The organism is Kriegella aquimaris (assembly GCF_900103215.1).
GTDB lineage: Bacteria > Bacteroidota > Bacteroidia > Flavobacteriales > Flavobacteriaceae > Kriegella > Kriegella aquimaris.
The window spans coordinates 113,963-137,810 of record NZ_FNGV01000008.1 but is presented as its reverse complement, the minus strand read 5'-3'; the positions used below and the strand labels follow the sequence as shown (position 1 = coordinate 137,810).

The window sequence follows — 23,848 nt, the reverse complement described above, 5'->3', positions numbered from 1 at the left end:
GGGTATAGCAGTTAAATCTATTAAATTTGGTGTGATTTTTGGACGTACTAAACCATGAGAAATACTTTTTTTGCCTTCCTATTTTTGACTACTTTTTTTGCCTCTGCCCAGCACACCATCTCAGGAACTTTTACCCCTGCCAAGGATTATACTTGGTTGCTTGCCTACCGCTTAACGCCTATTGGGGAGGCTTATGTGGCCGATACTGCGATTGACAAAGGCAAATTCACGTTGAAGATTCCTGAAAACTCCCGAACGGGCACCTATCGATTGGTATATGCCGTACCTAAGGAAGAATTTTTCATCGATATCATATACAACGGAAAAGAAGATGTACAATTGGACTTCAATGCGGATCAGGGTGTTCGATTCACCGAATCAAAAGAAAATATTCTTTTCGCATCTTATTTCAATGAAATCAATAAAATAGAACTACAAATTGTTAATTTTTATTCCCAAGAAAAAACAGATGTACCAGAGTTCGAGGCTATTCTCAAAAAAATGGCGGCGACCCAACAATTGTTCGAAAGCAGAACTGAAGGTCTTCTTTGCAATCATTTTATCAAAGCCAATCGCCCGTATATTCCAGAAAGATATGTATCCGTTTTCGAATACGTTCGACTTAAAAAAGATTACTATTTTAAGCATCTCGACATAAACAGTAGCATATTACAAGCTTCGGGCTTCTTGACCGAGAAATTGACCAATTATGTATTCACTGCAGTTCCTTTGGAGGAAATGACCCCTACCCAAATGGAAAAAGCAATGGAAGATAACGCGCGTACGCTCGATGAACATTTGTCAGAAGTAAGCAACTCATACAAGTTTCATGTATTTCACTCCCTTTGGAATCAAGCGACTGCCAATAATTTGAACCTTCTTTCCGATTATATTTATTCCTCTTATTTAAAACCATTTGCTAGCACTACTGAACAACAACAAGTTGTGACGGAAATCGATGTGAACAAGCGGCTACGAATCGGAGCCATTGCGCCTGAAATAACTTGGAAAGAAGGCAATTTTGACAAGAAATTAAGCGACTTATCAGGGGCTGAGAATTATGTGTTGATCTTTTGGAGCAGCACCTGTTCGCATTGCTTGAAAGAGCTACCTCAATTGCACAAGGCGTTGAGTCGCGAACCCAACGTCAAAGTGGTTGCGGTAGGTCTTGAAGATGACGATAGTACTTGGAAAACGGAATCGGCCAAATTGGGAAATTTCGAACACGCTATTTCTCTGGGAAAATGGGAAAGTGAATATGCCAAAACCTATGCTATTGGCCACACCCCGACTTACTTTATCCTAGACAACGCTAAAAAAATCGTGGCAAAGCCAGAAAGCGACAGAGACGTGATATCGTTCTTAGAGGGGAACTGATAGTAAGTCGCATATTGGGCTACAAGGTCTTTAGATCCTTAATCGTTTTAAAGGCAATGTCGACCTGATCATCATCGACTAAAATTGTAAATTCGTTTGTTGTAGAAATTACTTCGTAAAGTACAATGCCTTCCCAAGCCAAACGTTGAAAAATAAAGTAGTAGATACCTGGTACAGAAACATTTTCAGCAGGAAGTTTCACGGTGATTGACGATAGGTCTTCGGCTTTTTGTGTACATTTTTCACTTTTGAAAACAGTTTCCACCGTATCATCCATGATATTACTGATAACAATATTGATTTCATTGACACCTCTTGAGGAGGTATAAAAAATATCTTGATTATCATTGATCGCTTCCAAAAGTTTGGCCTGTTGGCCAAGAATCGAGTCAGAAGCCAAAAACGTATAATCCGTCAACGACGAGCGTACGGTAATCTCACCAATATTCTTGAGTACTTTGATTATTTTATGTGTGGCCCGAAACTCCAAATCATCGGAAAGTCGCTTTAAAGCCATAACGATGGCACCATTGCGAATTTCCTTTCCAAGTTCCCCTTCGATTTCAGGCTTGACAATTCTTGATAACGATGTAAGGTTGATGATGCCCTGTGCCAAAGCGCTTTGTAAAAAAGGTTTTTTCTTGATATAGTGCTCAACAACCGAGGAAATGGTTTTCATTTAAAAATCGATTTGGTACAAAAATAACATATTGTTATAAATAAAACAAATTGTGCAAAATTAAATTAATGTATCCTGTGCTTCAAAAATGGTAAAAAGCCCCTTCGAGATGCTCTATCCTAAAAATCTTACTGTTCTTTAAAATAGCAATGATGTCAAAACGCACTTCGATGTCTAGATTTCGCTCGGTGACATAATTATCCGCTCCATTGACCAAAAGCTGAATTTTCTTTTTGGTCACCGTGTCGGCTATATTAATAATCTGGTCATTGCTCCGGGCACGCACTTCCACTATTGCCAGAATATCGTCTTTTTGGGCAATGATATCGATTTCCGCCTTCAAGAACCTATAATTCCGGCATTTGATGGTATATCCCTTCTCTATTAGATAAGCGACAGCAAGGTCTTCACCTTCTTTTCCAAACTCATTGTGTTTTCCCATAAAAATCAATAAAACCAACTCAAAATAGTGTATTTCATCGAAAAGGTTGACACTTCAACGTCTAAATTATGAGTAAGGTTGTAAATTCCTCATCAGAATAACGAAAATACTGGAATCAGAATACTATCCAAAGAGTTTAAGCGTTAAGAATTTGCCCCTAAGCACATGAACGTTCTTAAAGCCTAAAATAACTATGGAATACTTCGTTAATTGTAATTCTTCTACATTAGCGCCGTACACTATTCCCTTGGATTCAACCAAGGCGGCGCATCTCTATAGAAGACTTGGTTTTAGTGCCTCTGTGGCTACTATTGAACAAGCTGTTGGACAAACGGCCAGCACATTAGTAGACAGCTTAATTGCCGAGGCATTTAACATGGCACCCATTCAAGCTCCCACATGGGCAGATTGGACCAATGCCAACTACCCAGAAGATGATCAGCAGCGCAATCAAATTAAGAATACCCAACTTTCGGAATTCCGATTGACTTACTCCAATGCATTACTGGACAACAATCTAAGAGATCGATTGAGTTTTTTTTGGAGCAATCATTTTGTCACAGAAATAGACATCTACAACTGTAATTCCTTTCTATATTATTATATTGATTGCCTACAGCGCAATGCCATCCGAAATTTCAAAACATTTGTTAGCGAAATTGGTCTGACAAGCGCAATGCTTTACTATTTAGATGGCGTTTATAACAACGGAAATAATCCCAACGAAAATTACGCCCGGGAACTCTATGAACTTTTCACTTTAGGAGAGGGAAACGGCTATACGGAAGAAGACATTATTGAAACTGCAAAAGCATTGACGGGCTACGTAGAGCGAGGCGAAATAGGCTGTACAGCGGTAACGTTTAATCCAGAACGTTTCGACGCTGGTAGCAAGACCATTTTGGGGCAAACCGGAAATTGGGGGTACGACGATGTCATCGATATTCTATTCGAGCAACGAGCTGACGAGATTGCGGAATTTATCTGTAGAAAGCTTTATGAATTCTTTGTGCACCCTGACTCAAGAGATGAGACAGGCAACGCACAAATTATTATAAGTGGAATGGCAAGCACGTTTGTGTCTTCCGATTTTGAAATAGCTCCCGTTTTGGCACAGCTGTTTAAAAGCCAGCATTTTTTTGATGACAACGCCATTGGCGTGATTATCAAGAGTCCGTACGATATGTACTTTAACTTTTTTAAAGAAACCAGCTTCACATACGACGATCTCAATATCGAAGAAGTAAACAATTACACCCGACTTTTAGGCCAAACACTCTTCGACCCCTTTGATGTTGCCGGTTGGCAACGTGATCGCTCATGGATAAACACCAATTTCATGATCGGTCGTTGGTTGACCATTGAAACTATTATCGAAGGTTTCTATCAAAGTGATAATGAACAGTTCCGATCTTTTGCCTTGTCGATTACAGGAAATGACGGTACTGATAGTAACAATCCTGATGTAATCGCAAGACAGATTATAGACTTTATATTACCCAAAGGCCTGCTTGGCGAACCAGAATATGAGAAAGCCTTCGCAATATTCAGAAGCGACGTAGATGACACCTATTATGAAGGCGGTATCGATGAATCATGGACATTGGCCATGTGGCAACAAGCCCCATTTCAAGTGTATCTTTTGCTACAATATCTAGCAAGACAACCTGAGTTTCAACTAAAATAAACCCTACATACTATGTGCGATAGCAATCATACTACCCCCCATAAAGGCATAGACCATGATGGTCACGATCTCGAACACAAAACTTGGAGCAGACGATCGTTTCTTCAAGCCTTGGGCATTGCCGGTTCAGGATCCATGATGATGGGCAGCAATTTTTTGACCGCTTCGGCACCTTCCGCATTGACTTCGGCCATTGCGGCAGCAGAAACAGACAATATTTTAATTTTGATACGACTCTCCGGAGGTAATGATGGTTTAAGTACCGTTATTCCTATTAATCAGTATGATTCATATGCCAATGCGCGACCGAACATCTATATTCCCGAAAGTAAGGTCTTGAGGCTAACCGACGAATACGGAGTGCCCTCCTATATGAAATCATTACAACCCATGTGGGAAGAAGGTCAATTTAAGGCTGTTCATGGTGTAGGTTACGAAAATCAAAGTTTATCACATTTCACTGGTTCCGACATTTTTGCCAACACCGATTTGACTTCTACCGGGTTTAGTGGTTTAAACACGGGGTGGATGGGTCGCCATTTTGAGAATTTATTCCCAGATTATTTAATGACCCCACCGCCAGCACCAGCTGCTATACAAATTGGACAATATGGAAGTTTGGTTTTTCAAGGTGAGGAAACCAACTATGCGTTTGTGACCTCCAATGTAGATCAATTAGAAGAAATAGCCGAATCAGGTGTCGTTTATGGAATGGAAGATGCATTGTTCGATAGCTGTATGTATGGTGATCAATTACAATTTTTGAGGGGTGTTGCCAATACTACCTATGAATATTCAGGCTTGATACACGAAGCCTATGAACGCGGACAAAATCAAGTAGAATATCAAGATAACGGTTTCGCTAGACAATTGGCCCTTTTGGCCCGATTGATAAAAGGAAATTTGGGAACCAAGGTTTATATGATATCAATGGGGGGCTTTGACACCCACGGCAATCAAACACAGACCCATGAACGCCTGATGACAAACCTATCGGTGGCCATAGATAATTTTTACGACGACATTGCCTTTACACAACAAGATGATAAAGTACTGAGTATGACCTTCTCTGAATTCGGAAGACGTATATTCGAGAACGGTTCTAATGGTACCGATCACGGTAAGGCGGCCCCGACCTTATTTTTTGGTTCAGGTCTGAATGGGAGTGCTTTTGTAGGGGAACACTCTTCATTGGACAACCCTAATGGACGTGGCAATTTAGAATATACCATGGATTTTAGAGATCTTTATGCTACGGTAATGGCCGAATGGCTTTGTGTAGATATACCCTTGGTAGAACAACATCTACTAGACCACCCCTATACACCTGTAAATCTAGGGTTTAACTGTAGTGGAACTGATTTCCCCGACATTGTTTACAGTGATGGACAACCAACATTGCCTACGCAGCCAGATCCAGATTCTGATAATCCCGAAGATCCTATCGAACAAACACCTGATGCCTTGAACGGCATCGTTCACCGACCCTTCTATCCTGTAGAAAACAACCCACATATTTATTTGGAAATGCCGTTTAGCGCCCATGTAGATATTCAATTGTACAATATTCTTGGTCAAAATATGGGTACGGTCTTTAATGAGATTATGATGGAAGGATCAACAGAAATTAATATTCGTGAAAAAATGCCATTGTACTTAGCAGCTGGAAAATATATTTATAGAATTCAAGTACAAGATCATAAAATGAGCAAATCTGTAATGCTGGCTTAAATTCGCCCCCGATCTCTTTAAAACCTTCAACAATAACGATTGCGGTATTGCTGGAGGTTTTACTTTTTAGTTTTATGAAGGTTTGTTCCCTTGTAAAAAACGCTATTTTTGTGGCCTAATTCACTTTTGATGCCTGAAACCACAAAAAATGCCCTTTCAAAGGCCAGTAGATATACTGTCACCGCCGCACTGCCATACACCAATGGTCCTATTCATATCGGTCATTTGGCCGGAGTTTACGTTCCTGCCGATATCTATGTCCGCTACTTACGCCTGACGGGGCAAGATGTCGTTTTTGTTGGGGGAAGCGATGAACATGGAGTGGCCATTTCGATGAAGGCCAAAAAGGAAGGGGTAACCCCAAAAGATATCATTGACAAATACCACGGTATTATTAAGAAATCATTTGTAGACTTCGGTATCACCTTTGATAACTATTCCCGTACCTCTGCCCCGATACATCATCAAACAGCTTCCGATTTCTTTAAAAAATTGTACGACCAAGGCGATTTTATCGAAGAAACTACAGCACAATTGTATGATGATGAAGCCAAACAGTTCTTGGCCGATCGTTTTGTAATTGGTACTTGTCCGAAATGTGGTTATGACGAAGCCTATGGCGATCAGTGCGAAAATTGTGGGTCTTCGTTGAATGCTACCGATTTAATCAATCCGAAATCTACCATTACCGGTGGAATTCCTACTTTAAAGGAAACCAAACACTGGTTTCTACCCTTAAATCGCTACGAGGATTTTTTAAGAAAATGGATTCTGGAAGGACATAAATCGGACTGGAAACCCAATGTCTATGGGCAGTGCAAATCTTGGATCGACGGCGGATTGGAGCCACGAGCCGTAACCCGGGACCTTGATTGGGGCATTCCCGTTCCTGTCAAAGGCGGAGAGGGCAAGGTACTCTACGTATGGTTCGATGCGCCCATTGGCTATATTTCATCAACCAAAGAGTGGGCAGAAAAGAATGATAAAGATTGGGAGCCCTACTGGAAATCGGAAGACACTAAATTGGTGCATTTTATCGGCAAGGACAACATCGTTTTTCACTGCATCATTTTCCCTGCAATTTTAAAGGCGCACGGCGATTACATTTTGCCCGACAATGTTCCGGCCAATGAATTTTTGAATCTAGAAGGCAACAAACTCTCCACTAGTAAAAACTGGGCAGTCTGGTTGCACGAGTATTTAGAGGAATTTCCGGATATGCAAGACGTACTGCGCTATACCTTGACCGCAAACGCCCCAGAAACCAAGGATAACGATTTTACTTGGAAAGATTTTCAAGCCCGAAATAATAATGAATTGGTTGCCATTTTCGGAAATTTCATTAATCGTGTCGTGGTTTTGACCCAAAAATATTATGAAGGAATAGTTCCGGAGCCTTCAAATTTTTCTGAAGTCGATCTGGCAACTTTGCAAGAACTTAGAAAATTTCCACAAACCATATCCGATTCTTTGGAGCGCTATCGTTTTCGGGAAGCAGGACAAGAATTGATGAATTTGGCCCGTTTGGGTAATAAATATTTGGCCGATGAAGAACCTTGGAAGGTCATCAAACAAGATGAAGACCGGGTGAAGACAATCATGTTTGTGGCCCTTCAGATTGCTACAGGTTTGGCTATCTTAAGTGAACCCTTTTTACCGTTTACCTCGAATAAATTAAAAAACATTCTAAATTCTACGTTGACCGAGGATGAAGTTTCAACCTGGCAAGACGTTCCCACCAAAGAGGCTTTGCTTCCATCCAATCATAAAATTGGACCATCGGAACTCCTTTTTAGAAAAATTGAGGATGAGGAAATTCAAGCTCAGCTTAATAAGCTAGAGGCTACCAAAAAAGCGAACGAAAACGAAAATAAAGTAGTAATGCCACAAAAAGATACAATCAACTTTGATGATTTCACTAAAATAGACATGCGTGTCGGCACAATTTTGGAAGCCGAAAAAATGCCGAAGACAAAGAAATTAATGGTATTGAAAGTAGATACCGGTATTGACACCCGCACTATCGTCTCGGGTATTGCCGAAAGTTTCGAGCCCGAAGACATCGTCGGTAAAAAAGTGACCGTATTGGTCAATTTGGCTCCTCGAGCGCTCCGTGGCGTTGAAAGTGAGGGAATGATTTTGATGACCGAAAACACAGATGGCAAATTGGTGTTTTTAAATCCTGATGAAGAGAATGTCGGGAATGGGGAAGGCATCAATTAGTTTGCGGGTATATTCATTGATCAAGCATCGTAATAAAGCGAGCCGGTTGTAAGAATTGCATCTGACATCAGGCTTTCTACAGGGTCTTCACAGAATGACCCTACTTCGTCGAATTCACTAATTGAACCAGGGCCTATGCAACTTCTCAAATATATTTCCAATCACACCAATCTCCCTGAAAAGAGCATTCAGAATACGGTGACCCTACTCAATGAAGATTGTACCATTCCTTTTATTTCGCGCTATCGCAAAGAGCGCACGGGTAATTTGGATGAAGTGCAAGTGGGGGCCATCCTAAATTTCAAGAGTCAATTTGAATCTTTGGAAAAACGAAAGGATTCCATTATTAAAGCTGTCGAAGAACAAGGCTTACTTACTACTGAGCTTCGCCAAAAATTTCAACAATCGGCAGATTTAACTTCTTTGGAAGATTTATACCTTCCTTTTAAGAAAAAACGAAAGACAAAAGCGGAAACCGCCCTAAAAAATGGATTGGAGCCACTGGCCAAAATCGTTATGGTCCAAAATGCTACCGATATTGATGCTATTGCCTCAAGATATTTGAATAAAAACATCGAAAATAAAGAAGAAGCCCTTGAAGGCGCACGTCATATTATAGCCGAATGGATAAATGAACGTAGTGATATCAGAAATCAGATTCGGCATCAACTGGAAAAATTAGGTCAGATAACCACCAAAGTAATCTCCACAAAAAAAGAGGATGAAAAAGCCCAGAAATTCAGGGATTATTTTGATTGGAGCGAACCTATAAACCGTTGTCCTTCACACCGACTATTGGCCATTCTGCGCGCGGAAAACGAAAAATTCATACGTGTCAAAATTGAAATAGATGATGAAAGCGCTATTGAAAAAATACGGCAACGCCTTTTAAAATCAAAAGGACCCTGTACGGAGCACATCAATCAAGCAATTGAAGATACATACAAGCGCCTATTATTTCCTTCGCTATCGAATGAGCTTTTAAAAAAGGCCAAAGAAAAAGCCGATATAGATGCCATTCAAGTATTTTCTAAAAACCTAAAACAACTTTTGCTCGGCGCCCCTTTAGGCGAAAAGCGCATTCTGGCCATTGACCCTGGGTTCAGAAGCGGTTGTAAAGTCGTCTGCTTAACAGCCCAAGGAGATTTAGTACATAATGAAACTATCTATCCGCATGCCCCAAAAAATGATAGTTCTGGAGCCATAAAAAAAATAAGTTCATTGGCCGATGCCTATAAGATAGAGGCAATCGCTATTGGTAACGGTACGGCATCCCGAGAAACGGAACGCCTGATAAAACGCATATCATTTAAGAACCCCATAGAAGTCTTTGTTGTCAGCGAGGCCGGCGCTTCCATTTATTCCGCATCAAAAATTGCCCGTGACGAATTCCCAAATTATGATGTTACCGTTAGAGGTGCCGTTTCCATTGGACGTAGATTGGCCGATCCCTTGGCCGAACTCGTCAAAATTGACGCCAAATCGATTGGAGTTGGCCAATATCAACATGATGTGGATCAAACAAAACTAAAGACCTCATTAGATTCTGTGGTAGAAAGCTGTGTGAATGCCATTGGGGTAAATATTAACACAGCAAGTGTTCCCTTATTGAGCTACGTATCGGGTATTGGCCCGAAACTGGCTGAGAACATCTTCAATTATCGCAATGAGAACGGTGCATTCAAAAGTCGCTCTCAAATTAGAAAAGTACCACGTTTGGGCGCAAAAGCTTTTGAGCAAGGTGCCGCGTTTTTACGGATTAAAGAAGCTAAAAATCCTCTGGACGATTCTTCCGTGCATCCTGAAAGCTATGCTGTAGTAGAAAAAATGGCCAAAGATAAGGGTGTCGTTCTCACAGAATTAATCAGCAACAAATCTATATTGCAAAATATTGACCTAAATTTATATTGTACCGATAGTATTGGGTTGCCCACACTGAAAGATATTTTGGAAGAATTGGAAAAACCGGGATTGGATCGGCGCGAAAAAGCAAAGGTATTTGCATTCAATCAAAATATTCGGGCGATAACCGACGTTCAAGAAGGGCAATTACTACCGGGAATTGTAAATAACATCACCAACTTTGGCTGTTTTGTCGATATTGGCATTAAAGAAAGTGGACTCATTCATATTTCCAACCTATCGAATAGCTTTGTTAAAGATGTAAACGAACATGTACATCTACACCAGCAGGTAATAGTAAAAGTTTTGTCGGTAGACGTAGCTAGAAAGCGAATTCAGTTGGCAATGCATCAGTAAATTCGATGGTTATGAAAAACCTTTTAACTATTCTATTTCTCGCTTCATCGGTCTCCTTGTTCTGTCAAGATACTTTAAATGACAATTCAGAGACACGTTGGAGCATGTTCAAATACGATTTTGGTAATATTATCAAAGGCGTTGGCTATTCGTACAGTAGGCCGCTACACTGGAAAGGAAAACAATGGAAAACTTTTGGAGGGGTGGTTGCAGGCACTGGAGTACTTTATCTTCTAGACGACGACTCATCTCGTTTTATAAGCAACCAACGGGAAAGCGTACCACAGTTTATAAGAGACTATGGTGAATTCTATGGCAACCCTGAAAACAATTACATGGTTACTTCAGGAGTCTACTTAACTGGTCTAATAACAAAAAACGAAAAATTACGAAGAACAGGGGTACTTCTGATATCGTCGGCTACGGCCGCGGGGCTTTTACAACAAATTTTGAAGTCATCGGTGGGTAGGGCCCGACCAGTAAGTGGCAAAACCAAGGATACATTCATGCCTTTTAGTGACAGTAGAAATTTTCATTCCTTCCCCTCTGGCCATACCATTATGGCGTTTACAAATGCCTATGCCATCGCCAAGCAGTTTAAAAGTCCCTGGGTAAAATCGGGAATCTATTTAGTCGGTTTGATCCCAGGAGTTTCCCGTGTTTGGGATCGCCAACATTGGGTTACCGATTTTGCCATAGGAATTGCCATTAGCATCTTCACTGTTGAATCAATCGACCGGTATTTAGATGCGAAATACGATAAGAAATACAATGATGGTTCTAAAAATTTAAGTTGGAACCTCAATTTTGGTCCCGGTCAAATGGGTCTTGCCATACATTTCTGATGGCACCTACATTATGGTAATCAATAATTTGTAACTTTAGACAAAATCATTTTTTATGTTGTCTAAAAAGTTGGAAAAGGCATTAAACAAGCAAATTAGGATTGAGGCCGAATCGTCACAAATTTATCTCTCCATGGCCTCATGGGCCGAAGTTAAGGGTTTAGGTGGAATTGCAAAGTTCATGTACACACAATCGGATGAAGAACGATTGCACATGCTCAAACTCATAAAATATGTCAATGAAAGGGGCGGTCACGCCCAGATATCGGATCTAACCCAACCTAAAACCGAATTTGGCACCTTTCAAAAAATGTTCAAGGAGTTACTAGACCATGAAATTTTGGTTTCCGCCAGCATCAACGACTTGGTACATATTTCTTTGGAAGAGAAAGATTATGCCACCCATAATTTTCTACAATGGTATGTGGCAGAACAAATTGAAGAAGAAGCATTGGCACGAACCATTCTAGACAAGATTAATCTTATAGGTGACGACAAAGGCGGCCTCTATCTTTTCGACCGTGATGTTCAGCAAATTACAGCCAACAGCGCCGCCGATACACCTAATTAAATTTAACAAATATCTTTTATTTAGATTGATTTAAAATAGTATTTTTGGTGCGTTTGGAAAAATTGCATCATGGGCAAAAAGAAAAAAGCAGCCAAGAAAGAAGAAAAGAAAGCCAAAAAATCTTTGAAAAAAGAACGTAAAGCAGTTCTTAAAGAGATGGTTCCCAAAGGTTGTAAAACTAAATGTTGCAAAAAATATAAAAAATGCGAATCCAAACGTTGTGGGCGTTGTCCATGTTTCGACCTTCTAAAAAAGGTAGCTTAAACCTCCATACTTTCTTTTTTTCATATTCGATTACCAGAAATTTTCTGTTTTTCATTATTGTTTGTTTGTCTTTTTTTCAGACAAGTGCACAGACAATTTCAAAACAGTCTTCACCTCCCCTTTCAGCAGCAAATAACGAAGAGGGTATGTCTCCCGAAAGGTTAATGCGCATCGATGCTATGCTCCAAAAAGCAATTTCAGACGGAGAAGTACCGAGCGTTGTAGCGCTTATTGCCAGAAATGGGAAAATAGTTTTTCACAATGCCTACGGCATGGCCGACAACAAATCTAAGAAAGCAATGGAGAAAGATGCCATTTTTAGAATTGCATCTCAAACCAAGGCCATTACATCCACAGCCGTGATGATGCTCTGGGAAGAAGGGAAATTTAAATTGGATGACCCTATTTCCAAATATCTCCCCGAATTCGGAAAAGCCGAGATACTGGATACGTTTAACGAATCTGACTCTACCTATTCTACAAAACTTGCGAAAAACCAAATAACAATTCGTGATTTAATCACGCATACCTCCGGCATTGGTTACGGAATGATTGATGGTGATGACCGTTTTAGAAAAATATACCAGAAAGCGGGGGTTGTTGACGCTTTCACTTCAGAGAATATTAGTATTGGGGAAAACATTAAAAAGCTATCTCGGCTTCCACTACATCATGAACCGGGTGAAAAATTCACTTATAGTGAAGGCTTGGATGTGCTAGGCTATTTTATTGAAGTGATTTCGGGAGTGCCATTTGATAAATTTCTGCGAACCCGTATTTTCGACCCATTGGGCATGAACGATACGTGGTTCTACCTTCCGAAAGCGAAACACAATCGTTTAGTCTCTGTTCAGTCAAAAAATGAAGACGAAGAATGGGAGAGGTTCGAAGATTCAAGATTTGAGATCGACTACCCTATAAAAGGAGCCAAACGGTTTTTCTCAGGTGGCGCCGGACTTTCAAGTACCGCAAAAGACTATGCCACCTTTTTGCAAATGTATTTGAACGAAGGAGAATTGAATGGAAAAAGAATTCTTAGCCGTACCACGGTGCAAAGTATTATGGGCAACCAAACAGCCGATAAGTTCGGTAATGGGCTGAAACATTACGGACTCGCCTTTGGTGTAGTGACATCCGACGGTCAAGATGCTGGAGGACAAGGGAGCACGGGAACCTTTGATTGGGGAGGATACTTTAATACCCAATATTTTGCCGATCCCGAAGAAAATATAATCGGCATCTTAATGAAACAGACCCAAGGACCTGTAAATGACCAAACGGGCTGGAAATTTAGACAAATGGTCTTTTCAGCCATTGACGATTAAAAAACCACTAACGTACCAAATTCGCTATTGATTCTAGAATATTTTTTTAGAATGCCCGTTCTCTTGTTTCAATTTGTTAACCTTTATAACCGAATACCATTAAAACACTAACATACAAATTAACTACAATTATGAAGAAACACTTGACACTACTATTAATTTTGGTCTGTACCGGTATCAATGCCCAAAAACTAAAAATCGCACAAGGCGAATTTGATTTTTTAAAGGGTCAAAAAGAAGTAAACGTTGAATTCGTTTACGATAATATGACCCTACTTAAGAAGAACCTTACCAACGAGCAATATGTAACGGAGCATGCTGCCGAATTGGAAGAAAAAACTAAAGGTAAGGGCACATCTTGGGAAAAAAGCTGGTATGCAAGTAGAGAATTGATATACGCCCCAAAATTTCTTGAACTAATGAATCGATATTTTCATGAAGATCATGGAATTTATTTTGCTGAAGATTTAACCGATTCGCCATATACACTAATTGTTGAGACTGTTTGGGTTTATCCAGGTTGGGATGCAGGCGTTATGAAGCAACCTGCAAAAGTAACTACCTTACTGAAGTTTGTCGAAACAGCGAACAAAAGCAATGTTCTTGCCGAAATCACCAGTAAAGAAGCTCCAGGAGACCAATGGGGCAGTAGCTTTAGCAATGAAGACCGCATTGGTGAAGGGTATGCCAAAACAGGAAAATCATTCGCAAAATTGATTCTGAAGAAAGCTTTTTGATATTACTCACTAAGCTACGAATAAGTAATAAAATCTTCAGTTAAGCTATACCTTTCCCTCTGTTTCCATATCCGTAATATGGGCAACCGTTTTAACCAATCGAGAGTGGTTTTTCACAAACGGATTGGTCTTGTCCCAAACATACCCTGCCAAAACAGCACAAATCTGCGCTTTGATTATTGTGTTTTCTTGTTTGTGAAAAAATATTTTTTGAAGGTTTCCAGTATACCATTCCTTCACATAAGTAGCAAAAACGCCGACTCCTTCTTTGATATATTGCGAATATTCAATTTCCCAATCGACTTTTTCATCTCGCAATTCCCGTGTAATCAATTTGGCCGCCAAGAGTGCCGATTCTGTAGCAAAAGTTACACCAGAGGAAAAAACGGGATCCAAAAATTCAGCGCTGTTACCGGTAAGCACAAAACGCTTCCCATATAACTGTTTTACCGATTTCGAGAAATTCTTTATCATTTTAGGCTCAAACTCATACTCCAGACGCTCAAATCGGTCATTATAATAGCCCGACAACTTCATCATAGTCCTAAGTTTTTGGCTGTTATCGCCTTCAAAAGACTCCAAATATTCCGTTTTCCCAACATAGCCAATACTGGTGTATCCATTTGAAAAAGGAATAACCCACAACCAGGTGTCAGTATCGATTACATCAAAGGTGATCAACGTACCCTCTTTTCCTTTGGGCCTATTCTCCTCTTTAACATGTGTAAAAATCGAAGAATGTTCGGGTATCGTAGAGGGTTTTTCCAAATCAAGCAACCGGGGCAATACACGACCGAAACCACTGGAATCAATAATATATTTCGCTGAGACCTGAAACTCTTGGCCTTCTTTATCTTTAATTGTTGTGATGGCTTCTTGATCGGTAAAGGCCACATCAACGACCTCTTGCTCAAAGGCAATTTCGACACCGCGTTCTATAAGCGTATCCGTTAAGGTCTTATCGAAATCTGCACGGGGTACCTGCCAAGTCCAATCCCAACCCGAAGTATGTTTCTTTGAAAAATCGAAATTGCAAATTTGACCGTTCTTCATAAACCGGGCGCCTGCCTTAATTTCAAATTTCTGTTTTTCGAGACAGGGCAACAAACCCACCTCCTCGAAATGATGCATGCATCTAGGCAAAAGGCTTTCACCAATTACAAATCGAGGAAATTTACTCTTCTCGACAACTTTAATTTTTAGTCCCTGATTAAACAAATAAGCAGCAGCAACACAGCCTGAAGGCCCCGCCCCAATAATTAATACCTCCACCTTTTCATTATTCATCCCTTCAATAAAATATAGATTCGTTAATTATTATAAATTTGCAAACCAAATTAACTAATTTTATTTATAAATTGATGCTTATATAAGCTTGATCCAATCATAAATGCCAAAAATAAAAGGAAAGTTAGAGATAGAGGATTTTTACAAAGTTATTTTTGAAGATGAACCTATCTCAGTTGACAAAAAGGTCTTTGAAACTGTGCAAAAGAGTTTTGATTTTCTTAAAGAATTTTCGAAAAACAAAGTGATATATGGTGTAAACACGGGTTTCGGCCCGATGGCACAGTATAAGATTAAAGATTCGGAAAGAATTCAATTGCAGTATAACCTGATTCGAAGCCACGCATCGGGCACGGGCAACCCTATACCCCCGAAATATGTCAAGGCGGCAATGCTTGCGCGTTTAAACACCTTAAGTTTAGGCAATTCAGGGGTACACACATCGGTTATTTCCTTAATGACCGAATTGATAAATAAAGATATAATTCCTTTGATTTATGAGCATGGTGGGGTCGGTGCTAGTGGAGATTTGGTACAATTGGCCCATTTGGCACTAGTACTTATCGGCGAAGGCGAGGTTTTTTATAAAGGGGAAAGAAAATCCACCCAAGAGGTCTTTGAAGCAGAGAACCTTGAACCTATTACCGTTGAGATTCGGGAAGGGTTAGGATTGATTAACGGTACTTCGGTCATGACGGGAATTGGTGTAGTCAACACCATTTACACAAGAAGGTTGTTGGAATGGATGATTGCTTGTTCTTCGGCAATCAACGAAATCGTTCAGGCATATGACGACCATTTGTCTAAAAATCTCAACCAGACCAAAAGACACCTTGGGCAACGGGAAATTGCGCGAGCAATGCGCAGTCACCTGAAAGATAGTACCCTTACACGCAAACGTGAACACCACTTATATACCGACAATAATGGTGTTACCGTATTCGAGGAGAAAGTTCAAGAATACTATTCACTGCGTTGTGTACCTCAAATCTTAGGACCTATTTTAGATACCCTGAACAATGTAGAGGCTACAATGATCGAGGAGGTAAATTCAGCAAATGACAACCCTATTGTCAATGTAGAGGACCAAAATGTATACCATGGTGGTAATTTTCATGGGGATTATGTATCACTTGAAATGGACAAACTTAAAATCGTGGTCACTAAAATGACGATGTTGGCCGAAAGGCAACTGAACTATTTGATGAACTCAAAATTGAATGACATCCTTCCGCCCTTTGTAAACCTCGGCAAACTAGGGTTGAATTTCGGTATGCAGGGCGTTCAGTTTACCGCCACCTCGACTACCGCCGAGAACCAAATGCTCTCAAACCCCATGTATGTACATAGCATACCGAACAACAACGACAACCAAGATATTGTAAGCATGGGCACCAATGCGGCATTGATTACCAAAAAAGTAATCGAAAACGGTTTTGAAGTCATGGCCATTCATCTTATCACTATAGTTCAGGCTATTGAATATTTGAAGGTTCAAGACAAAGTTTCTTCCAAAACCAAAAACATGTACGATGCGATTAGAATGATAGTTCCCCCCTTTGAAGAGGATGTAGTAATGTATCCTTATGTTAATGAAGTCAAGAACTATATTATTAACCATCAAAACAAATAAAACAATGAAAGCGCTACAAATTCTATTTATTGCCTTATTTCTTAGCACCTATTTAGTGCAGGCACAAAAATTGGCCATGGTCAAAGAAAAAGACCTTGTAGGCTATATTGATCAATCAGGAGAATATGTTATTCAGCCTAAATTCGAAAAAGCGCTGAGCTTTTCCGGAAAATTTGCCGGCGCCGAGAAAGATGGAAAATGGGGGTATATCAACACCTCAGGGGAATGGGCCATTCAACCGGAATATGACCGGGTAAAAGATTTCAATTCCGGAATTGCGTTGGTCTTAAAAGACGACCAATGGAACTATATTGACGCTTCAGGAAAGGTTTTAGAGACACCCGTACCTGATAAATACTATGATTTCAATGATGGCGTCGCTATTTTTAGAAAAGAGGATAAAATAGGCCTTTTGGGAACCGATGGAAAATTCATCTTGGAACCTAAGTTCGACGAGATTAAAAATTTCTGGGATGGCCGTGCCAAGGTAAGAAATGGCGAACTCTGGGGCATGATTGACAAGAAGGGGGAACTGACCATCCCCACGGAGTACGATGAAATCGGCCGTTATAACAAAAATGGGCTCTGGGGAAAAAAAGGAGAAGATTTGGGTATTTTCGTTGATGGCAATCTTAAGGTTGTTTCAGGCATAGACAAAGTTTGGGATTTCAGGGATGGATCTACCCTCACATACGCCAGAAGTAATAAAAAAATGGGGTTTCTCAACAACAAGGGCGAATGGGTTATCGAACCCAGGTTTGACAAGGCCAGAGCATTTAAAAACGGGTTGGCACCTGTAGCCAATGGCAAAAGTTGGGGCTACATCAACGAGAAAGGTGAAGAAGTCATCAGTTTTGAGTACAAAGACGCTGAAATATTCGCTGATAACGGCCTGGCACCGGTGAAAATAAAAGATTGGGGGTTTGTCAATAAATCAGGATCACTGGTCATACCCGCCGAATATGATATATCGGTAGGCTTTGCATTTTTTCAAAGCGGTGAAGACAAAGGTTTTATCGATGGACTGGCTCGGATAAAAACTAAAAAAGGTTGGGGATTTCTTGACGAAAAAGGAAAAGTTATAGGCGATCAATGGTATAAGAACGCTGAAAATTTTGTCGATACTTCGCAATAGATTCTTGCAAATTATTACATGGAAAACAAAACAAAATACGCACTGGTTACCGGTGGGTCGAGGGGAATAGGCCGAGCAATATGTGTGCAATTGGCCAAAGATTTCGACTACAAAATTCTTATTAATTACAATAAAAATATTGAAGCCGCCGAGCAAAGTCTAAAACAGGTAGAGGAAGCAGGAGGCTCTGGCGAATTATTACAATTCAACGTTACCGATGCCGATGCGGTCAAAAAAGGCCTCGACCAATGGCAAGATAACCACAAAGAAGCTGTCATCGAAGTCATTATAAACAATGCAGGAATTACTAAAGATGGGCTTTTCATGTGGATGAGCCGAGAAGACTGGTCTGACGTTATTGATACAAGTTTAAATGGCTTTTTCAATGTTACCAATCATTTGATACAGAAATTATTGGTGAACCGTTACGGAAGGATTGTCAATTTGGTGTCGGTTTCCGGGTTGAAGGGCACCCCTGGACAAACCAATTATTCAGCTGCCAAAGGAGCCATTATTGCAGCGACCAAAGCACTTGCACAAGAAGTAGCCAAAAGAAACGTTACAGTAAATGCAGTTGCACCAGGATTTATCAAAACCGACATGACAAGCGAACTTAACGAAAAAGAACTTAAAAAAATGATTCCGAGCAATAGATTCGGCAAGCCCGAAGAAGTGGCACACTTGGTTTCGTTTTTAGTTTCCAAAAATGCATCTTATATTACCGGTGAAGTGGTGAACATTAATGGGGGCATCTACTCCTAAAATGATTTTGACAGATGAAGCGAGTGGTGATTACGGGGATGGGAATTTATTCGTGTATCGGAAAAAACTTGAAAGAGGTAAAAACATCCCTCTATGAAGGGAAATCCGGAATTGTCTTTGATGAACAAAGGAAGGCCTTTGGCTATCGATCTCCGCTGACCGGCATGGTAGAAGCTCCAGACTTAAAAGCACTGCTTACAAGACGACAAAGAATCAGTATGGGCGAAGAAGCCGCCTTTGCCTATGTTGCCACGATGGAAGCCATTGAAAACGCCAAATTGTCCCAATCATTTTTTGACAAGAATGAAGTCGGCATTATTTATGGCAATGACAGCACGGCAAAATCGGTTATAGAGTCCATAGATATTGTTCGAGAAAAAAAAGATACAACATTGGTAGGTTCTGGGGCCATATTCAAAGGCATGAACTCATCTATCACCATGAATCTTTCTACCATTTTCAAATTAAGGGGTATCAACCTTACCATCAGTGCAGCCTGTGCAAGTGGTTCCCACGCTATTGGAATGGCCTATCATTTGGTAAAAAGCGGAATGCAAGATTGCATCATCTGCGGGGGAGCTCAAGAAATTAATCACTTTGCCATGGCAAGTTTTGATGGTTTGGGTGTATTTGCTACAGATATCGAAAATCCTGAAAAAGCTTCACGTCCGTTCGATCGTAAAAGAAACGGCCTTGTGCCCAGCGGCGGGGGCGCCACGGTAATTGTCGAGAGTCTTGAATCTGCCCTTGAACGAGGTGCGCCCATTCTTGGCGAAATCGTCGGTTATGGTTTTTCCAGCAATGGCGAACATATCTCGACACCGAATGTTGAAGGTCCGGCAAGAGCCATGACTAACGCACTAAAAGATGCGGGCATTGAGGCAAGCAGCATTGATTATGTAAATGCCCATGCCACCTCTACGCCAGTAGGAGATGCCAATGAAGCCAAAGCACTATATCAAGTCTTCGGTGAAAGTGCACCTTACATAAGTTCGACCAAATCGATGACCGGACATGAATGTTGGATGGCAGGGGCGAGTGAAATCATCTATTCTATGATTATGATGCAAGATTCGTTCATCGCTCCGAACATAAATTTAGACGAACCCGATGAAGATGCGGCCAAATTAAACTTAGTTAAGAAAACCTTAAATAAAAAAATTGACGTATTTTTGTCCAATTCATTCGGATTTGGCGGTACCAATTCCGCATTGATTATAAAAAAAATGCTTGCTGCTGATGAATAAAGAGGTTATCATTGAAAAAATAGACGACTTTCTCATTGATGAATTTGAGGTTGAGGAAGATGAAATTGCTCCAGAGGCCAACCTAAAGGAAACTTTAGAACTTGACAGTCTAGATTTTGTCGACCTTGTCGTTGCGGTTGAAAGCAACTTCGGGGTGAAATTATCTGGCGAGGATTTCGTTAATGTGGTCACTCTTCAAGATTTTTATGACCTTATCGAACGAAAATTAGGTTGATTACCGTAAAAACGGGAAATGGCAACGGAATGGAAAGGAAAATCCAGAGGCACGGTATTAGGTTATAGAATTTTTATTTTCTTTATCAAGAAATTGGGCCTTCCAGCGTCTTATTTTTTACTTTATTTTGTCGCCCTTTATTACTGCTTCTTTTCCGGGGACAGTGCACGTTCTATCTACTATTACTTTCGAAAAAGAAGAAAATATTCGACCTTTAAAAGCCTATACTCCGTTTACAAGAGCTATTTTGTTTTCGGTCAGACCATTATTGATAAAGTAGCTATATCTTCAGGTCTTCGCAATAGGTTTACCTACGAATTTGATGGCATTGAACGTATAGAAAACCTACTGAAGAAAAAACAGGGCGGCATTATGATCAGTGCTCATGTGGGCAACTTTGAAACGGCTGCGCACTTCTTTGAAGACCTTGAAGACCTTGACTCAGAATCATTGATCAGCCTGGTCACTACCGATGCGGAACATGCCAATATCAAATCATACTTAGAAAGTGTTACCTCCAAGTCAAAAATCAAATTTATATTGGTCAAGGAAGATATGTCACATATATTTGATATTAAGAATGCATTGGATAATGGAGAATTGGTGTGCTTTACAGGTGACCGATATTTTGATGGTCAAAAAACCTTGACTGCCAATTTTTTAGGAGAAGACACGCGTTTTCCCGCTGGCCCCTTTCTGTTAGGTTCCCGCCTTGATGTTCCGGTGCTCTTCGTATATGTAATGAAAGAGACTCGCAAACATTATCATTTATATGCAAGAACTGCAGAGGTGAAAAAAAGGGATGCCCCGGCATTACTCGAAAGTTATTTAAACAGTGTTGATTGGATACTAAAAAAGTATCCTTTGCAATGGTTCAATTATTATAATTTTTGGAACACAAAAGAAAACGAATGAAGCAAGTACTGGTAATTTATTATTCCCAAACAGGACAACTGCACGAAATTCTCAATAATATTACAAAGACTATTGCAGGGGGAGACCAAGTAAATATCTCCTATTTAAAGATTGAACCAAAAAAACCTTTTGAATTCCCTTGGGACTCAAAAAAGTTCTACGGAGTTTTTCCTGAATCTTTTCTTCAAATTCCTACGGAATTAAAGCCTGTGCCCCCCGAAATACTCAATAACAAATATGACCTTGTTATTCTAGGATATCAAGTTTGGTATTTAACCCCATCCATTCCCATAAATTCTTTTTTAAAATCGGATGCTGCTGAAAAGTTATTAAAAAACACTCCCGTAATTACCGTTGTTGCTTGCCGTAACATGTGGATCCAAGCACAAGAAAAAACGAAAAGGCTGTTGGCAGCTGTAGGTGCAAATTTGGTGGGCCATATCGCTTTGGTCGATCGGCACATTAACCACATTAGTGTCATCACCATTGAGCACTGGATGCTTTCAGGCAAAAAAGACCGTTACAAAGGTGTATTCCCCAAACCTGGTGTTTCCGACAACGATATTCGAGCCGCAGAAAAATTTGGTTTACCGATACGAGCGGCATTACTGAACAATAATTTTGAAAGTTTGCAACAAGAACTACTGGCCTTAGATGCCGTTCGAGTCAATCCTTTTTTGGTCATGACCGACGAAAGAGGTAATATCGTATTTTCAAAATGGGCGAACCACTTGATAAAAAAAGGAGGCCCCAGGGATCCCGAAAGAATGAAGTGGATCGGAATATTCAAATATTATTTGTTATTTGCGGTCTGGGTTATAACCCCTATAGTTTTTATTGTATTTTTGCTCACTTATTTGCCCATGTACCAAAAGAGAAACAAGGAAAAACGCTATTATTCCTCTGTTTTACTAAAGGATAATTGATGAAGGACGTTTACATTACTAGAATATCCAAGTTTTTGCCCAATAGGCCCGTTGACAACGATCTTATGGAAAAAATACTGGGAATAATTAACGGGAAAGCCTCTAAAGCCAGACGTATAGTATTGCGTAACAACCAAATCAAAACCCGATATTACGCGGTTGATGATGAGGGTCAGGTCACCCACAACAATGCGCAATTGACTAAAGAAGTCATAGAGCTCCTGTGCGATGAAGAATTCACCACAAAAGATATTGAGTTACTGTCGTGTGGCACCTCTAGTCCGGATCAAATATTGCCTTCCCACGCCTCTATGGTCCACGGATTTCTAAAAAATCGGAACATGGAAATCAACTCTGTTTCTGGCGCATGTTGTTCAGGTATGAATGCCCTAAAATACGGCTATCTCTCTGTAATGACTGGTCAAGTAGCTAATGCTGTTTGTGCAGGGTCGGAAAGAACTTCTTCTTGGATGAAAGCTGATGTTTTCGAGAATGAAGTAGAATACTTGAAAGAATTGGAAGATAGTCCCATCTTGGCTTTTAATAAAGAATTTTTACGCTGGATGTTATCCGATGGATCGGGCGCCGTTTTATTGCAACCCGAACCGAAAGGAGAAACTCCATTGAAAATAGAATGGATGGAGGGCTATTCTTATGCCCATGAAATGGAAACCTGTATGTACGCCGGTGGTGACAAATTGCCTGACGGCCACTTAAAGCCATGGAGTGAGTACCCCGCCGAAGTATGGGGCAAAAAATCATTGTTTGCCATGAAACAAGACACCCGATTATTGGGTGACAATATCTTGGTCAAAGGGGTCGACAGTTTGAAATTGGCCTACGAAAAAAATAATATTACGCCTGACGATGTCGATTATTATCTTCCGCATATTTCTTCTTATTACTTTAAGCAAGGTTTATATGATGAAATGAAAAATCAGGGGATAGAGATGCCTTGGGAAAAATGGTTCTTGAACTTACAGAAAGTCGGCAACGTTGGGGCGGCATCCATTTATGTCATGTTGGAGGAATTGGTAAATTCAGGTAAATTAAAAAAAGGAGATCGAATATTGCTGCACGTTCCTGAAAGTGCAAGATTTTCATACACATACGCCTACTTAACCGTATGTTAAATGAATTTACTCCCGTACGCCATAACCGATGAAAGTGTTCTTCTTGACCTAATCCCTCAAAAAAAACCTTTCGTGATGGTAGACAAATTACTCTATTTTTCACAGGAACAAGTAGTTTCCGGACTTTCTATAACAGCAGAAAATCTCTTTACGGAAAACGCTATCTTCAATGCGCCAGGGTTAATTGAGAATATGGCCCAAACGGTAGCCTTACATACTGGATACGAGTATTATTTAAAAAAAGAACCTGCTCCAACAGGATATATAGGAGCAATTAAAAAGGTAGAAATCATGGCCTTGCCAAAAATTGGTCAAGAACTGATAACGACTGTCACCATTTTACACAGTATAATGGGAATTACTTTGGTACAGGCCGAAGTTAAATGCAATGAAACTATAATTGCCCTTAGTGAAATGAAAACTGCATTGGCATAA

At 40.2% G+C, this 23,848-nt stretch carries 22 protein-coding genes; 19 read left to right on the top strand and 3 right to left on the bottom strand.

Annotation, left to right across the window (positions count from 1 at the left end):
• Positions 1-54 precede the first annotated feature (54 nt).
• The gene (locus tag BLS33_RS15845) at positions 55-1,377 is read left to right on the top strand and encodes a TlpA family protein disulfide reductase (RefSeq protein WP_089891547.1); all 1,323 of its coding nucleotides are present in this window, start codon (positions 55-57) and stop codon (positions 1,375-1,377) included.
• A 19-nt stretch (positions 1,378-1,396) separates the two neighbouring features.
• Here BLS33_RS15845 and BLS33_RS15840 read toward each other — a convergent pair whose 3' ends face one another.
• Entirely contained in the window at positions 1,397-2,056 is a 660-nt protein-coding gene (locus BLS33_RS15840) for an aspartate kinase (RefSeq protein ID WP_089891543.1), read from the bottom strand.
• 82 nt (positions 2,057-2,138) lie between these two features.
• A complete protein-coding gene (locus BLS33_RS15835; RefSeq protein ID WP_089891540.1) occupies positions 2,139-2,498 on the bottom strand; it encodes a YraN family protein in 360 nt (119 codons plus the stop codon).
• Positions 2,499-2,691: 193 nt separating this feature from the next.
• On the opposite strand from BLS33_RS15835, the gene BLS33_RS15830 reads away from it, so the two are divergent.
• The 9 genes from BLS33_RS15830 to BLS33_RS15790 all read left to right on the top strand — a co-directional run bounded on the left by BLS33_RS15830 (position 2,692) and on the right by BLS33_RS15790 (position 14,140).
• The gene (locus tag BLS33_RS15830; RefSeq protein ID WP_089891537.1) at positions 2,692-4,185 is read left to right on the top strand and encodes a DUF1800 domain-containing protein; all 1,494 of its coding nucleotides are present in this window, start codon (positions 2,692-2,694) and stop codon (positions 4,183-4,185) included.
• Between the two features lie 12 nt (positions 4,186-4,197).
• On the top strand, positions 4,198-5,916 hold the full coding sequence (locus BLS33_RS15825) for a DUF1501 domain-containing protein (RefSeq protein ID WP_089891534.1): 1,719 nt from the start codon (positions 4,198-4,200) through the stop codon (positions 5,914-5,916).
• Positions 5,917-6,045: 129 nt separating this feature from the next.
• Entirely contained in the window at positions 6,046-8,139 is a 2,094-nt protein-coding gene (gene metG / locus BLS33_RS15820; RefSeq protein WP_089891529.1) for a methionine--tRNA ligase, read from the top strand.
• Between the two features lie 135 nt (positions 8,140-8,274).
• Positions 8,275-10,398, top strand: a complete 2,124-nt coding sequence (locus BLS33_RS15815; protein ID WP_089891525.1) for a Tex family protein — start codon at positions 8,275-8,277, stop codon at positions 10,396-10,398.
• A gap of 11 nt (positions 10,399-10,409) precedes the next feature.
• Positions 10,410-11,243: a phosphatase PAP2 family protein gene (locus tag BLS33_RS15810; protein WP_089891890.1), complete on the top strand. Its 834-nt coding sequence runs from the start codon at positions 10,410-10,412 to the stop codon at positions 11,241-11,243.
• A gap of 55 nt (positions 11,244-11,298) precedes the next feature.
• On the top strand, positions 11,299-11,814 hold the full coding sequence (locus tag BLS33_RS15805; RefSeq protein ID WP_089891522.1) for a ferritin: 516 nt from the start codon (positions 11,299-11,301) through the stop codon (positions 11,812-11,814).
• 69 nt (positions 11,815-11,883) lie between these two features.
• Complete coding sequence (locus BLS33_RS15800) at positions 11,884-12,078, top strand: hypothetical protein (RefSeq protein WP_089891519.1); 195 nt, start codon at positions 11,884-11,886, stop codon at positions 12,076-12,078.
• Between the two features lie 65 nt (positions 12,079-12,143).
• Positions 12,144-13,403, top strand: coding sequence for a serine hydrolase domain-containing protein (locus BLS33_RS15795; protein WP_245731495.1), 1,260 nt, complete (start codon positions 12,144-12,146; stop codon positions 13,401-13,403).
• A 131-nt stretch (positions 13,404-13,534) separates the two neighbouring features.
• A complete protein-coding gene (locus tag BLS33_RS15790) occupies positions 13,535-14,140 on the top strand; it encodes a hypothetical protein (RefSeq protein WP_089891512.1) in 606 nt (201 codons plus the stop codon).
• 45 nt (positions 14,141-14,185) lie between these two features.
• On the opposite strand, the gene BLS33_RS15785 is transcribed toward BLS33_RS15790, so the two are convergent.
• On the bottom strand, positions 14,186-15,427 hold the full coding sequence (locus BLS33_RS15785; RefSeq protein ID WP_089891510.1) for an NAD(P)/FAD-dependent oxidoreductase: 1,242 nt from the start codon (positions 15,425-15,427) through the stop codon (positions 14,186-14,188).
• A 103-nt stretch (positions 15,428-15,530) separates the two neighbouring features.
• On the opposite strand from BLS33_RS15785, the gene BLS33_RS15780 reads away from it, so the two are divergent.
• The 9 genes from BLS33_RS15780 to BLS33_RS15740 are packed head-to-tail and all read left to right on the top strand — an operon-like array spanning position 15,531 to position 23,848.
• Positions 15,531-17,060 carry a flexirubin biosynthesis tyrosine ammonia-lyase FlxA gene (locus BLS33_RS15780; RefSeq protein WP_089891507.1) on the top strand — a complete coding sequence of 510 codons (1,530 nt, stop codon included), beginning with the start codon at positions 15,531-15,533 and terminating at the stop codon, positions 17,058-17,060.
• A gap of 4 nt (positions 17,061-17,064) precedes the next feature.
• Positions 17,065-18,195, top strand: coding sequence for a WG repeat-containing protein (locus tag BLS33_RS15775; protein WP_089891887.1), 1,131 nt, complete (start codon positions 17,065-17,067; stop codon positions 18,193-18,195).
• A gap of 18 nt (positions 18,196-18,213) precedes the next feature.
• Entirely contained in the window at positions 18,214-18,957 is a 744-nt protein-coding gene (fabG, locus tag BLS33_RS15770) for a flexirubin biosynthesis SDR family reductase FlxB (protein WP_089891505.1), read from the top strand.
• Between the two features lie 14 nt (positions 18,958-18,971).
• A complete protein-coding gene (locus BLS33_RS15765; RefSeq protein ID WP_089891502.1) occupies positions 18,972-20,204 on the top strand; it encodes a beta-ketoacyl-[acyl-carrier-protein] synthase family protein in 1,233 nt (410 codons plus the stop codon).
• Positions 20,197-20,439 (top strand): acyl carrier protein, encoded by a 243-nt coding sequence (locus BLS33_RS15760; RefSeq protein WP_089891499.1) that lies wholly within the window; start codon positions 20,197-20,199, stop codon positions 20,437-20,439. Before BLS33_RS15765 ends, BLS33_RS15760 begins: the two co-directional genes overlap by 8 nt.
• A gap of 18 nt (positions 20,440-20,457) precedes the next feature.
• Positions 20,458-21,354, top strand: a complete 897-nt coding sequence (locus BLS33_RS15755) for an LpxL/LpxP family acyltransferase (protein WP_089891496.1) — start codon at positions 20,458-20,460, stop codon at positions 21,352-21,354.
• Entirely contained in the window at positions 21,351-22,280 is a 930-nt protein-coding gene (locus BLS33_RS15750; protein ID WP_089891493.1) for a flavodoxin family protein, read from the top strand. Before BLS33_RS15755 ends, BLS33_RS15750 begins: the two co-directional genes overlap by 4 nt.
• Entirely contained in the window at positions 22,280-23,413 is a 1,134-nt protein-coding gene (locus tag BLS33_RS15745) for a dialkylresorcinol biosynthesis protein DarB (RefSeq protein ID WP_089891491.1), read from the top strand. The genes BLS33_RS15750 and BLS33_RS15745 overlap by 1 nt, the downstream gene beginning before the upstream one ends.
• A complete protein-coding gene (locus BLS33_RS15740; protein WP_089891488.1) occupies positions 23,414-23,848 on the top strand; it encodes a hotdog family protein in 435 nt (144 codons plus the stop codon).

Bases quoted from the DNA above. Each gene is read 5' to 3' on its own strand.
- BLS33_RS15845 (WP_089891547.1), top strand. From the start codon at position 55: ATGAGAAATACTTTTTTTGCCTTCCTATTTTTGACTACTTTTTTTGCC.
- BLS33_RS15840 (WP_089891543.1), bottom strand. From the start codon at position 2,056: ATGAAAACCATTTCCTCGGTTGTTGAGCACTATATCAAGAAAAAACCT.
- BLS33_RS15835 (WP_089891540.1), bottom strand. From the start codon at position 2,498: ATGGGAAAACACAATGAGTTTGGAAAAGAAGGTGAAGACCTTGCTGTC.
- BLS33_RS15830 (WP_089891537.1), top strand. From the start codon at position 2,692: ATGGAATACTTCGTTAATTGTAATTCTTCTACATTAGCGCCGTACACT.
- BLS33_RS15825 (WP_089891534.1), top strand. From the start codon at position 4,198: ATGTGCGATAGCAATCATACTACCCCCCATAAAGGCATAGACCATGAT.
- metG (WP_089891529.1), top strand. From the start codon at position 6,046: ATGCCTGAAACCACAAAAAATGCCCTTTCAAAGGCCAGTAGATATACT.
- BLS33_RS15815 (WP_089891525.1), top strand. From the start codon at position 8,275: ATGCAACTTCTCAAATATATTTCCAATCACACCAATCTCCCTGAAAAG.
- BLS33_RS15810 (WP_089891890.1), top strand. From the start codon at position 10,410: ATGAAAAACCTTTTAACTATTCTATTTCTCGCTTCATCGGTCTCCTTG.
- BLS33_RS15805 (WP_089891522.1), top strand. From the start codon at position 11,299: ATGTTGTCTAAAAAGTTGGAAAAGGCATTAAACAAGCAAATTAGGATT.
- BLS33_RS15800 (WP_089891519.1), top strand. From the start codon at position 11,884: ATGGGCAAAAAGAAAAAAGCAGCCAAGAAAGAAGAAAAGAAAGCCAAA.
- BLS33_RS15790 (WP_089891512.1), top strand. From the start codon at position 13,535: ATGAAGAAACACTTGACACTACTATTAATTTTGGTCTGTACCGGTATC.
- BLS33_RS15785 (WP_089891510.1), bottom strand. From the start codon at position 15,427: ATGAATAATGAAAAGGTGGAGGTATTAATTATTGGGGCGGGGCCTTCA.
- BLS33_RS15780 (WP_089891507.1), top strand. From the start codon at position 15,531: ATGCCAAAAATAAAAGGAAAGTTAGAGATAGAGGATTTTTACAAAGTT.
- BLS33_RS15775 (WP_089891887.1), top strand. From the start codon at position 17,065: ATGAAAGCGCTACAAATTCTATTTATTGCCTTATTTCTTAGCACCTAT.
- fabG (WP_089891505.1), top strand. From the start codon at position 18,214: ATGGAAAACAAAACAAAATACGCACTGGTTACCGGTGGGTCGAGGGGA.
- BLS33_RS15765 (WP_089891502.1), top strand. From the start codon at position 18,972: ATGAAGCGAGTGGTGATTACGGGGATGGGAATTTATTCGTGTATCGGA.
- BLS33_RS15760 (WP_089891499.1), top strand. From the start codon at position 20,197: ATGAATAAAGAGGTTATCATTGAAAAAATAGACGACTTTCTCATTGAT.
- BLS33_RS15755 (WP_089891496.1), top strand. From the start codon at position 20,458: ATGGCAACGGAATGGAAAGGAAAATCCAGAGGCACGGTATTAGGTTAT.
- BLS33_RS15750 (WP_089891493.1), top strand. From the start codon at position 21,351: ATGAAGCAAGTACTGGTAATTTATTATTCCCAAACAGGACAACTGCAC.
- BLS33_RS15745 (WP_089891491.1), top strand. From the start codon at position 22,280: ATGAAGGACGTTTACATTACTAGAATATCCAAGTTTTTGCCCAATAGG.
- BLS33_RS15740 (WP_089891488.1), top strand. From the start codon at position 23,414: ATGAATTTACTCCCGTACGCCATAACCGATGAAAGTGTTCTTCTTGAC.